This is a genomic window from Jeotgalicoccus psychrophilus DSM 19085, from assembly GCF_000425845.1.
GTDB classification, from domain to species: domain Bacteria; phylum Bacillota; class Bacilli; order Staphylococcales; family Salinicoccaceae; genus Jeotgalicoccus; species Jeotgalicoccus psychrophilus.
In genome coordinates this window covers 1-11,022 of record NZ_AUEF01000026.1, presented here as the reverse complement: position 1 = coordinate 11,022, position 11,022 = coordinate 1, and the positions used below count along the sequence as shown (strand labels likewise).

Annotated in this window: 10 protein-coding genes; 5 read left to right on the top strand and 5 right to left on the bottom strand. The window is 41.6% G+C overall.

What is annotated here, in order from left to right:
• Positions 1–156: 156 nt before the first annotated feature.
• The 3 genes from H625_RS0108565 to H625_RS12865 all read right to left on the bottom strand — a co-directional run bounded on the left by H625_RS0108565 (position 157) and on the right by H625_RS12865 (position 3,087).
• Positions 157–954, bottom strand: coding sequence for a hypothetical protein (locus tag H625_RS0108565; protein ID WP_169516127.1), 798 nt, complete (start codon positions 952–954; stop codon positions 157–159).
• A 99-nt stretch (positions 955–1,053) separates the two neighbouring features.
• Positions 1,054–1,977 (bottom strand): EamA family transporter RarD, encoded by a 924-nt coding sequence (rarD, locus tag H625_RS0108560; protein ID WP_035785587.1) that lies wholly within the window; start codon positions 1,975–1,977, stop codon positions 1,054–1,056.
• A 117-nt stretch (positions 1,978–2,094) separates the two neighbouring features.
• A complete protein-coding gene (locus H625_RS12865; RefSeq protein WP_051239037.1) occupies positions 2,095–3,087 on the bottom strand; it encodes a hypothetical protein in 993 nt (330 codons plus the stop codon).
• Positions 3,088–3,244: 157 nt separating this feature from the next.
• Here H625_RS12865 and H625_RS0108550 point away from each other — a divergent pair, with 157 nt between their 5' ends.
• The 4 genes from H625_RS0108550 to H625_RS12860 all read left to right on the top strand — a co-directional run bounded on the left by H625_RS0108550 (position 3,245) and on the right by H625_RS12860 (position 7,344).
• Positions 3,245–3,715: a MarR family winged helix-turn-helix transcriptional regulator gene (locus H625_RS0108550; protein WP_026859541.1), complete on the top strand. Its 471-nt coding sequence runs from the start codon at positions 3,245–3,247 to the stop codon at positions 3,713–3,715.
• Positions 3,699–6,338, top strand: coding sequence for an MMPL family transporter (locus H625_RS0108545; protein ID WP_026859540.1), 2,640 nt, complete (start codon positions 3,699–3,701; stop codon positions 6,336–6,338). The genes H625_RS0108550 and H625_RS0108545 overlap by 17 nt, the downstream gene beginning before the upstream one ends.
• 69 nt (positions 6,339–6,407) lie before the next feature.
• Entirely contained in the window at positions 6,408–6,653 is a 246-nt protein-coding gene (locus tag H625_RS0108540; protein WP_026859539.1) for a hypothetical protein, read from the top strand.
• A 91-nt stretch (positions 6,654–6,744) separates the two neighbouring features.
• On the top strand, positions 6,745–7,344 hold the full coding sequence (locus H625_RS12860) for a hypothetical protein (RefSeq protein ID WP_051239036.1): 600 nt from the start codon (positions 6,745–6,747) through the stop codon (positions 7,342–7,344).
• A 158-nt stretch (positions 7,345–7,502) separates the two neighbouring features.
• Here H625_RS12860 and H625_RS0108530 read toward each other — a convergent pair whose 3' ends face one another.
• Both H625_RS0108530 and H625_RS0108525 read right to left on the bottom strand, forming a co-directional pair.
• Entirely contained in the window at positions 7,503–8,387 is an 885-nt protein-coding gene (locus tag H625_RS0108530) for an SDR family oxidoreductase (RefSeq protein WP_026859538.1), read from the bottom strand.
• A 69-nt stretch (positions 8,388–8,456) separates the two neighbouring features.
• Complete coding sequence (locus H625_RS0108525) at positions 8,457–9,569, bottom strand: amidohydrolase (RefSeq protein WP_026859537.1); 1,113 nt, start codon at positions 9,567–9,569, stop codon at positions 8,457–8,459.
• A 154-nt stretch (positions 9,570–9,723) separates the two neighbouring features.
• Here H625_RS0108525 and menC point away from each other — a divergent pair, with 154 nt between their 5' ends.
• A complete protein-coding gene (gene menC, locus H625_RS0108520; protein WP_026859536.1) occupies positions 9,724–10,863 on the top strand; it encodes an o-succinylbenzoate synthase in 1,140 nt (379 codons plus the stop codon).
• The last annotated feature ends 159 nt before the right edge of the window (positions 10,864–11,022 follow it).

Below are 11,022 nucleotides of genomic sequence, written 5' to 3'. Positions count from 1 at the left end.
CATGAGATTCGTTCATGCCAGTCCCAGCCTACTCGGATACGCATGAGATTCGTTCATGCCAGTCCCAACCAACTCGGATACACATGAAATCCACAATAGAAAATGCGCCCGGCTCATAAATGAGTCAGGCGCATTTTTATTTATATTTATATTTAATTATTCCGTTTCCGGAATTTCTATCTCTTCTACTTCGTTGAATGAATCGAATACTGCTTCACCGTCCAGTTTAAATGTTCCCTGTGTATCTGTACCGTCTGCTTCGAATTTTATTTCTTCAACCAGATTATCTTCTTTACTCACAGTAACCTGCACTGCCGAGTTCACGTTTTCGATATGCATTTCGCCGAAGTTAACCTGCACTAAGGATTCGATTGTCTTATATATTTCTGCATTATTACCTTCATAAGTATAAACAATCTCATCATCATTTTTTTCCGCTTCCATATGAGGCTGCATTTCTGCAAAAGATGCGACTGCATTGTCATAGGTCACACTGTACAGTAAATTAACATCGATCGAATCACTGATATCGATCCATTCCGAGTTGTTATTATAATATGTTTTACCGTCTTTTGAAATCGTCCGGTCTTCACCGAATGCACGAAGCAGCAATTGCGGCGGCTCACTGTTGATATACAGCACTTCCGCATTTAAATCACGGGGTTTTGTATCGTCCAATGCTGCTGACATATTCAACTCTGCTTTGTAACTATCTATATTTTCTGCCTTATCGACAATATCTGTTAACGCATCATCTTCGATTGTCTGTTCGTCTACATCTTCTATATCAGCCGGTTCGGCTGCCGCAGTATTTTCTTCTGCCGGTTCTCTTTTATCTTTTTCAGTTCCGGATTCTTCATCGGTTGCAGCAACACTTGTATCTTCAGAGACAACTTCGCCGCCTCTCTCAAAGTCAGTATTCTGACATGCTGCCAAAACACCTGTTACTGCCAACAATAAGCCAAAGTTTTTTAAATATCGCATGACTCATTCCCCTTACACTAAAATCTTTCTAAATAGTAACATGGAGTTATCTTTATATCTAATAATAAGCTAATCATCTGTCAGCTTGATTTTCTGTTTCTGACGGCGCGGACGCGCTGCTTTAAAGCGCAGCAGCGTGTAGAAAATCAGCCCTGACCAAATGAATCCATATGCGATTTTATGTGTCGTTGTAAATGATTCTCCGTAGAGAAATATACCGATAAAGAGCATCAGTGTCGGTCCAATATACTGCAGCAGTCCTGTCAGTGACAATGGAATCCGGACCGCACCAAGAGCAAACAGCAGAAGCGGAATTGCCGTCACGACACCTGTTCCCATCGTAAACGCCGTATCTCTGTTCAGTCCGAAATCAAGCGTATTCACACCTGTGGCATTTAAATACAGAATATACAGAAGCGCTGCCGGTGCGAGCACTGCGGTTTCTACTGCGAGTGCATATGTTGCATCAATATTTATAGTTTTTTTAATCAGCCCGTAGACGCCAAAAGTCACTGCCAGTGTAAGTGCCAGCCATGGAATGTGCCCGACTCCGAGCGACATGTAGATTACTCCGAGCGACACGATAAAAATCGCCAGCCATTCTCCTTTTGAAAATCGTTCTTTAAGAATAAAATATGCGAGCAGTATGCTGATAAACGGATTGATATAATAGCCGAGGCTTGCTTCCAGTATATGCCCCGCGTTAACCGCAAATATGTAAGTCAGCCAGTTTACAGATATAATAATCGATGCTGCGAGCAAGCTGAGCGCTTTTTTCTTATTGCTGAAAATAAACGTTAAATTCGTTTTTAAATATTGCCATCTGCCTGTGACCATTATGTACAGCACCATAAATATAAAGGACCAGAATATCCGGTGCGCTATAATTTCGAATGGTGATATCGATTCGATTTGCCGCCAGTATATCGGGAGCACTCCCCAGATTATGTATGCACCTGAAACGAACAGTATACCTTTTTGTTTTCCGGACATTAACTCACCCACAATTCTTTGATGTATAAATTAATTTTAACTCTGAAACTGAATTATGCAAATATTTAAACCATAAAAAACCGCCGGGTATTAAGCCGGCGGTTTAGTTTTAATCCTTTACTGCAGATCAATATTCTCATTATTATATGCTGGTGCTGTTTCTTCAAATCTCATATCCGCTTTACGGTCCAGAGACTCTCTGCCGGCAAAATAATAAGCCACAATCGATCCGACAATCAGATAAGAAATGTAAATGCTGACAGCAACCGCAATTAATGTTCCAATAATAGTAATTACTGAAATCATTGCCGGAGAATCCATTAAGAATACAGATGCAAGTACAATCGCAATCATGACTGCAAACATCACCGCAGTCATCAGAATGTACATAAGCAGATTGCTGAAGAACAATTTGACCATGCTCGCATCCGAGCTGAATGAAACATTCCATGCCACTTTCAGTTTATCCACAGTCGGAATTTTCGGTTCATCGATATACACCATAAATACGACTGCAAAGTAAATATACAGAATGATATATGGAATATACGCGACGATCATAACGATAAACATCAGGACCACTGCCAAAATAATCAGTGCAATTGCCCCGCCTGTCATTGCTGCATTTGGATCCTCCATCATTACGCCGAGAGGCAGCAGCGGAATAAACACAATTGTCATTAAAATATTTACGATAAACCCAATAATCATTGATAATACAAAATATAGTACCAATACGAGCAGTGCGATTTTAATCAGTTTGGAATAGTTGCCGTTTTTAAAAACTTTATAAGCTTCGCCAAATGTAAACTCTTTACCTTTATATGCACTCGCAAAGTAACGCAGAATGCCGACAAATATCGGATAAATTACAAAAAGCATAAGTAGAATAAAGACAATCATTATTACAAGCATCCATATCGCCATTGTTATGCCAACTGTTTCTCCGCTGACATCTGTCATCGTTAATAATAAAGGAAGCAGCATTGCCCCGAAAATAACTGCCATAGGCAGGAAGACACATAAAATAAACTGCAGTATCGTAAATCCAATTACTTTGCCGTGCTGTCCGGCGCCGTTTTTTCTGTACAGGGAAATATACTCAAACATACTTTAGACACGCTCCTTTTTTAATCTTTACCCTATTCTAATTATACACATACATATTTAAGAAAAAAATACACTGAAATTTCTTTTGCGTTAATTAGTTGAGCATGTTAAACTACTTTTGCTTATTAAAATATTTAATGGAAGGACTGATAAAAAAGTGACATTACAGCGCCAGACAATTGAAGATCTCACCGTTGTTTTCGGTTACGGTTATGCACATATTTTCTCAGAAGTCACAGAATCAGTAAGAAAAATGCATATTTCAAAAGAGCAGATGGCTATTATTGAGTACTTGTATCTTCATAATGAAGCAACTCCAACAGAGCTCTCCACTGAACTTAATGTACATAAAAGCTCCATTGCACACGCACTCAGAAAGCTCGCTCTGAAAAAACTGATCTCGACAGAGAAAAATAAGCTGACCAACGACAAACGCTCAAAGCTTATTTCACTGACTCCTGCAGCTGCCGAGCTACTCGATGAGTTTATCGGTAATATACAGAATATTATCGGCGAACACATTAAAGATATTTCAGCAGAAGATACAAAGACGCTGAGAGAAGCAGCACGGACAATTATTAAGATTATAAATTTAGATGGAGGATTATATAATGAAACACGTGCTTAAATTTAAATGGCCGATTACAGTACTGATGCTTATCGCTGCAGTCGTATCATTTATTATCTCACCCAATTTAACTCAGCTGGCAACTGAAAAAGGTGATGTACAGCTGCCGGATAATATGCCGAGTGAAGAGGCCCGCAAATACCTGGAAGAAAATAATCAGGATCTTGAAATGATGTCGATTGTGCTGGAGTTTGACGATGCACCATCAGAACATCAGGAGGAAATTGAAACTTATATAGAAGAACTTGGAACTTTGGATTATACGGATAACGTGATTAATCCATTTACTTTCAATGCAGATTTGCAGGAAAACTTTATCAATGAAGATTCCGGAGTTATTATGATTCCGCTGGAATATACAGGCGAAGCACCTGAAATTCTTAATAACGCTGAAGAAATAGAGAGTCTGAATAATACAGATGCAGAAATCTCAGCGACATCCAATGAGATGATTCAGCGCACGCTTGAAGAAGATGCGATGAACGGCGTGCGTACGACCGAAATATTTACTATTGCGATTATCGTTATCGTCCTGCTCGTAATGTTCCGTTCAGTCGTCACACCATTCGTTCCGCTGATTGCAGTCGGCATTGCCTACCTGCTCGGACAATCATTCGTCGGCTGGTTTGTAGAATGGTTCGGCTTCCCTGTCTCCCCGCAGACACAAAGTTTCTTAATCGTAATATTATTCGGTATCGGAACCGATTATGTCATATTACTTTTAAACAGATTTAAAGAAGAACTCGAGCATCACGATAAAAACCAGGCTGTTATCAATACATTCAGAACAGCCGGAAAAACGGTATTTATCAGCGGTATCTCAGGTGCAATTCTTTTCGGAGTACTCTACTTTGCAAACTTTGAAATTTACCGTTCGGCAGTCGGCGTGGCAATTGGTATTCTTGCATTGCTCTTGTCACTGTTTACAGTCTTACCGACACTGATGGCTGTACTCGGAAAATATATTTTCTGGCCTAGCAAACAGACATCCGGTTCAGGAGAAAGCAAAATCTGGACGCCGCTTGGTATGCTGTCACTTAAATATCCAACTCGTGTTATTTTCTCAGTCGTTGCGGTACTTATCGCATTAATTTACTTCTACGATGATGAAGTGCACTACGATTCTTTAGCAGAACTCGATGATTCATACTCTGCAGTTCATGCAGTGAATGTTATCAGTGACAGTTTTGACGCGGGGTCGACTTTCCCTGTGGAAGTTATCTTCACTAACGGTGACGACCTGGTTACAGAAGATGGCTTAACACGTCTCGAGTCCGTCGCTAATGCAGTATCTCAGCTGGACGGCGTCACAGAAGTACAGACCTTAACACGCCCGGTCGGCGATAAGATGGATGAGTTAACTGTCTCTTATCAGCTCGGCGAAGCAAATGCAGGACTTGCTGAAATTCAGGACGGCCTGACTGAAATGTCGACTGCTTTGTCTGATATTAACGAGCAGCTTTCAAGTTCTGAGACACAAGCTGGTGATTTAACAGAGCTTGAGACTGGCGTGAACCAGATTTCTGACGGTATCGACGGCGTGAACCAGTACCTGGCAGCAACAGGCGACACTGCGGGCGCAGCACAGCAGCTGCAGCAATTGTCTCAGGGTGCTGACCAGCTGTCACAAGGCGTCTCACAGGCTAATACAGAAATACAGACAATGACCGAAGAAGCTGCCGGACAAATGGAAGAACTTGCAGCAGGTCTCGGTGAAATTTCAGCAGGTATTGAAGATATTAATGACGGTTTAACAGAAGTCAGTGATTTAATGACTTCCTTTGAAGAGAACGAAGCTGTAGATGCGACAGGTATTAACGTACCTGCTGCAATACTTGAAAAAGAAGAATTTGAAGCGGCAATCGATCAGTATTCATTCGCTGACGGCGAGGCTGTGAAGATGAACGTCGTACTTGCAGTGGATCCATACAGCAACGAAGCACTTGGTGTGCTCGACGAGGTTGAAGAAACTGTTAACGGCGAACTTTCACGACTTGACCGCCCTGATACAGAAGCGTACTTCTCAGGTGTCACAAGCATGAACAGAGACCTTGATTCAGTAACAAGCGACGATTACACAAACGTTGTTATACTGTTTATCGTGACACTGTTCATTATCTTAACTGTATTGTTCAGATCACTTGTACTGCCTGTATTAATGATCGGTTCGATTTTCATTACGTACTTTGCATCGATGACAATATCGCAATGGATACTGTCGATGTTCGGTATCGATCAGTTAAACTGGGCTGTTCCATTCTTCAGTTTAATTATCTTTGTCGCACTCGGTATTGATTACTCGATATTTATTATCGACCGCTTCAGAGAAGAAGTGAGATACCGTACGGTCCGCGATGCGATTGAAACATCAATCCGCCGCATGGGAACTGTTGTTATTACAGCGGTCATTATCTTAACTGGTACATTCGCTGCATTGTATCCGTCAGGTATAGCGATACTGGTTCAGGTCACAAGCGTTATTATATTCGCGCTCCTGTTCTATGCATTTATCGTACTGCCGCTCTTAGTACCGGCAATGATCGTCACACTGAAACGCGGCAGCTGGTGGCCCCTCAGAATGCCGGGCGGCAAAGCTCGCGAAGACCGTTTTGACGACAGATAAACAGTTTGAAAATGTACGAAAACGGGTATAAATAACTAGACGAATTTAAACAGAAAGTGAGGCTGACATATGCCAGGAGCAAAAAATTCCGGAATCGCAGCTGTACTCAGCTTTTTCATTACAGGTCTCGGACAAATTTATAACGGGCAGATATTTAAAGGTATCCTGCTCATTATCATACAAGTCATTAACGGTTTGCTGATGTATCTTTTAATCGGTTTTATCACGTTCCCGATTGTGTGGTTATACGGTGTCATAAACGCCTACCGCCATGCGGAACGCGTAAACCGCAGATTATATAATTCACGGCAATAAGTAATACAGGGGCTGGATATCCAGCCCCTATTTATTTTGTCTAAGGTAAGATAATGCTATACTGGAAATAACTTATAAAGGATGTGAAAATATGGGCTGGGAATTCATTGCACTATTTTTCGGAGCTGCTGCCCTCGGGATATTTATCCTGTTTGCAATATTTATTATCGGTTTACTGAAATGGCTCCTGCAGGGATACTTCTTATTCAGAGTCGCGGAGATAAAATCATACCACTTGCCATGGCTTAGTTTCATACCGTTCGGAACATTTTACATCGGCGGACAAGGCTACGACGGAAATATTTTAAAGAAGGGTTCATTTGACCCTAAACATATCGGACTTGCATTTGCGATTACAGGACTCGTGCTCTACTTAATGGGGCTGTCAATCGGCGACCTCGTTATTACGTATTTACTGATGGAATCCATAGCATTTATCGGAATCTTTACAGCATATGTAAAACAGCCGGTAATCGGCGTGCTGCTTGCACTCTTAAACATTGTTACTGCTGGTATTGCTGCAATAGTTATACTCTTCCTCTACAGCCGTAAATTAAAAGAAGAATTTAACGGGAAATATGAAGAAGACGATTTAGCAGACGCTGCAGGATACGGCAGCACTGGTGCAGACAGTCACACTGACTCGCGCCCTTCACATCCAAACGACCCGAATTTAAATAGAGACATTTAAATTATATTCAGCCGGACTCATAAAGAGTCCGGTTTTTTTGCGTTTTACCAGGTGGAGATGCTGCCCTCATTGTCACGGCAGCGGGCTTCTTCCGATAAACAAAAAAGTCGAAATCCATCATCCGGATTTCGACTTTTTTATTTCAGTATTAAATTTCATTAGTTAATTGGTGCGCCGCCTGTAACACCGTAGACTTGTCCAGTTGTATAGCTGGCTTCATCGCTTGCAAGGTGTACATAAGTTCCGGCTAGTTCAACCGGCTGACCGGCACGGCCAACGAATGAATCCTGACCGAATTCAGGCAGAGCTTCCTGCAGCTGGCCGCCTGAAATTTGAATCGGCGTCCAGATTGGACCTGGTGCAACACCGTTTAAACGGATGCCTTTATCCATAAAGTGCTGCGCCTGTGATTTAATTAAGTTTGTTTGTGCAGCTTTAGTCATTGCATAGTCAGCGATATGAGCTGACGGCGAGAATGACTGAATTGAAGTGGTAATAATAATGCTTGAACCTTCAGACATTACTTTCTCAGCTTCCTGCATTTGCATTACCGGTGCGACGACATTAATTTTATAAGTCGTTTCCAGATGCTCTGCAGTATAATCGGAGAACTCCTCAACTGCCTGCTGCATAGAAGCGTTTAACACGAGCGTATCCAGTCCGCCGAGTGATTCATTAGCATCGTGAATAAGCTGTCTTGCGAATTTTTCATCGCGTAAATCTCCCGGGAATAAATAAGCTTTTTGTCCCGCGTCTTCAATGACTTTCTTCACTTCTTCAGCGTCTTTTTGTTCTTCTTCCATATAATTAATTGCAACGTCTGCGCCTTCTTTAGCGTATGCAATCGCTGCTGCACGGCCGATACCTGAGTCTCCGCCTGTAACTAATGCTTTTCTGCCGGATAAACGGCCGTTGCCTTTATAAGTTTCTTCTCCGCAATCGGGAATTTGCTCCATCTCTTTTTGAACGCCAGGATACGGCTGTTTCTGTTTGTCAAAATCTCCAGTGTAAAATTCATTTCTAGGATCTTTAGGTGAAGTCATTAATAATATCCTCCTTCAAGAATTGAATACTATAATAATTCCACGTTACGGAAGATTTAAACATAATTTTTATTCAGCAGGCACGTTTAAAATTGCTTGATACAGTACATCAGCACCAGTTTCCATACGGTCACGGTTGAACGTCATGTCAGGATGATGCAGTCCCGGAGTTAAATCACATCCGAGCCCGAGCATTGCACCTTTTAATTCAGGATACTGCACCGTGTAGTTATGAAAATCGTCTCCCCCGCTCGTCACAAGAGGATCCAGTAAATATTCTTCTCCGACAGTGTCGATAATCGCAGAGCGGAAAACTTCAATCGCTTCATCGTTGCTCTCGCTCGACACCATGCTCGACACTTCCAAGTCTTCTATCTTCACATCATAAAATTCTTCAATATATTCTAAAATATTATGAACACGTGATTTTAATTCTTTCATCGCTTCATTTGTCTGGGCACGCACATCGATACCGCATTCCGCAGAGCCCGGAATAATGTTCAGCGATTTTGAACCAGCCATGAACTTGGTCATTTTTGCACTGGATGGTACCATCGGATTGATATGAATTTTCGACAGCATATTCACAATATCCGTACCGACTTCAATCGAATTGTGGTTTAAATGAGGACGTGCGCCGTGTGCATCATTGCCGACGATTTTAAATTCAAATGAACCGGCGGAACCATGTTCAATGCTAGGCGATAAATACCCGTCACCCGCTTCTTCGATTGGGCGTAAATGAATGCCAAACATATAATCAAGCGGTTCGATTACACCTTCTTTAAGCACATCAAGCGCCCCTGTTCCAACTTCTTCAGCAGGCTGGAAAACAAAACGCACCCCGCGTGTTTTTAAAGCCTCGTGGTCTTTTATCTTCAGCATTGCACCGATAACCATCGCAATGTGCGAATCGTGGCCGCATGAATGATTCGCCTGCAGCTTGCCATCCACTTCCTGATACAGCGCATCAATATCTGCACGAATGCCGATTAACGGATAATCTCCGCTCCAATTTCCGACATCGCAATAGAGGCCGGTAATATTTTTAAACTTAACAGGTTCAAATCCTTCTTTCTGCAGAAAATTATATATGTAATCCGTCGTTTTATACTCCTCATTGCTCAGTTCAGCATTGGTATGTACGTGATTGAATATTTCAGTTATTTTAGTATTTATCATGAAATCCCTCTTTCAGCTAATTAAGCATTAATATTATTGTAATATATCACAAAATAAGTTGTAAGAAAATTTAAATTAATTTGTATATAATATATCTTATGTATAATATATTTATACGTCTATAAAGAATACATCATTTTACGGAGGCTATAACATGAAAATAAAAGAAATTAAGCTCCATCAACTCTTAATGACGATGAAAAATCCGTTCACAACATCATTCGGAACTCAGCAGAAGCGTTTTGTTACAATCGTAGAAGCAATAGATGAAGATGGTACCAGCGGTTTTGGTGAATGTGTATCCGGTGAAGACCCGCTCTACTCCGAAGAATTCATGGATGCTACACTCATCGCGTTGAAAAAGTATTTCGGTCCGCTCGTAGTTAATAAAGAAATCTCACATCCTGACGAAGTTTGGGAAATCTACAAGCCATTCAAACGCAACAATATGGCGAAAGCTTCTATTGAAGGCGCTGTCTGGGATTTATATGCTAAGAAAAAAGGTATTTCTTTAGCCGAAGCAATAGGCGGTGCTAAAAAAGAGGTTGATGTCGGTGTCTCACTCGGTCTTGAAGATACTGATGAACTGCTTCTTGAACGTATAGGCGAAAAAGTTGAAGAAGGCTACAAACGCATTAAAGTTAAAATCAAACCTGGCCGCGACGTTGAAATGGTTCGTAAAATCCGCGAAGTTTACCCTGATATTCCATTAATGGTTGATGCAAACTCAGCGTATACTCTTGATGATATCGATACGCTTAAAGCCTTGGACGAATTTAATCTGATGATGATTGAACAGCCGTTAATGGCAGGTGACGTTATCGATCACGCGAAACTGCAAAAACAAATTAAAACACCTGTCTGTCTCGACGAAAGCATCGACTCATATGAATCAGCCGCTGCAGCAATCGAACTCGGCAGCTGTGAAATCATCAACGTTAAAGTCGGACGCGTCGGCGGGATTACCCAGTCGATAAAAATCCATGACCTTGCTAAAAAGCACAACATTCCGTTGTGGTGCGGCGGCATGCTGGAAGCCGGTGTTGGACGCCTGCACAACGTGGCGATTACAGCATTAAGCGAATTTGTACTTCCAGGCGACACAGCATCATCTTCAAGATACTGGTTTGAAGATATCATCACACCTGAAGTCGTTGCAGAAAAAGGTGTCGTTAAAGTCAGCGACAAACCCGGAATCGGTGCAGAAGTAGACTTCGGTAAGATGGAACAGTATTTAGTTAAAGTCGACTCGATTACAGCCGACGATGAACTCGATATGATTATGCATAATTAAAAAATAACCACTTTTCAAGTATTGAACTTGGAAAGTGGTTTTTTTGTTGGAATATTTGTCTTTACTCGGGAATGACAGCTGCTCATTGCGGAGCAAACGCTCTTTCTCGGGAATGACACCCGCTCATTGCGGAGCAAGCGCTCTTTCTCGGGAATGACA